Annotated in this window: 1 protein-coding gene and 1 pseudogene; both read right to left on the reverse strand. The window is 62.6% G+C overall.

Features of this window, described 5'->3' with window-relative positions:
* Positions 1–117, reverse strand: a pseudogene (locus tag ACRXB1_RS36160) (precorrin-8X methylmutase); the annotation flags it as partial.
* Positions 110–1,315: precorrin-3B synthase (gene cobG / locus ACRXB1_RS36165; RefSeq protein ID WP_449494789.1), on the reverse strand; the 1,206-nt coding region annotated here is incomplete at its 5' end. The gene cobG and the pseudogene ACRXB1_RS36160, both read right to left, overlap by 8 nt.

Raw genomic sequence — 1,315 nt, forward strand, 5'->3', positions numbered from 1 at the left:
CACGCGCACAGCCAGTTTTTCGAGGTCGGGGGGAATCGCGTCGAGGTTCGTTTCGGCGCGAATGGTCGCGAACGACGCACGATAAATCGCCTGCCCGTCGCGGATGTAATCAAGCATCGGTGGTGCTCCGGGCGAGCCAGCGGGCCGCCTCTTCAATGGTTATGCGCCGGGCGACCGGTTCAGACGCTTGCGTGTATACATCGTAGCGGCCGGGCGCGACGGCGAGCAGGGTTGTGTCGACGTGATGAGCCGCCGCGCAGGAACGCGCGCATCCGCTCAAGTGGACGTTGCCTGTTTCGGGCATCAAGGACGCAAGTTGATGCGCGTCCGCCTTGGTATCGGAGAAACCTTTGGCGCAGCCTTGCGAACCCGTGCATGCGATGAGGCGCGCGAAGGGCTCGTTCGGCGTGGTTGCGAGGTCGAGCGCCTTGAGCCGGTCGATGGTTGATCCGGCGTCTGCCACAGGTATGTCAAGCAGCATCACGCTTTGCCACGGCGTCATGCGCATGCGCGGCGCGATGTCGGCGAGCGCCCGGAGCGTGGTTGCATCCAGACGGCCCAGCGGTATCTGCGCACCGATGCACACCGCGCCTTCGTTGCGTTGCGGATGCACGCCGAAACGCAGTTGTGCATTGGACGAAGGGCGAAGCCAATCTTTTGTGTCTTGCTTGAGCTGGAAATCGAGCTTCTGCTGCACGTGGTCAAGAACCGCTTCGGCTGAATACGTCTGCAGCAAGTCCCGCATCCTCGTCTGCTCCGGCAGCGCAAGATCGAGGAATGTATGCAACACCGCGTTCATCAAGTCGGGGATGTGCACGGACTCGACCGACGCGGCCGCAGGCAAATGCTCCGCGCAAGTCGGTGGACAACCGCCAAGTCCGAATGCGAACCGATCCGCCGATAGCGCCGAAAACCAGACATCGTGAGGATGATCGAGCATGGCAAGACGCTCGCCGCCGTCGAGCATGATTGCAAATTTCGGCGATAACTCGCGCAGACGCGCATCGTGCTGCATTTGTTCGAGCAACACGCGAGCGATCGGCGTGACGTCCACAATGGCATGCGGATCGAGACCGGCGAGCGGGCTGAGCATGAGGTTGCGCAGATCGTCCGCGTCCTGCGTGGCGGGCCCCAGTCCTGCTTCGATCAAACGGGAAATCAACGCATCTTCAGCGTCCGGCCGCACGCCTCGAATCTGCAGGTTCGAGCGATTCGTTGCATCGATGACACCCGATCCACACGTCATCGCCACATCCGCCACCACACGCGCCTGCGCCGCGCTCATCTCGCCGCCGGTCAGGCGAATGCGGCACAA

Source organism: Caballeronia sp. M23-90 (assembly GCF_053574605.1).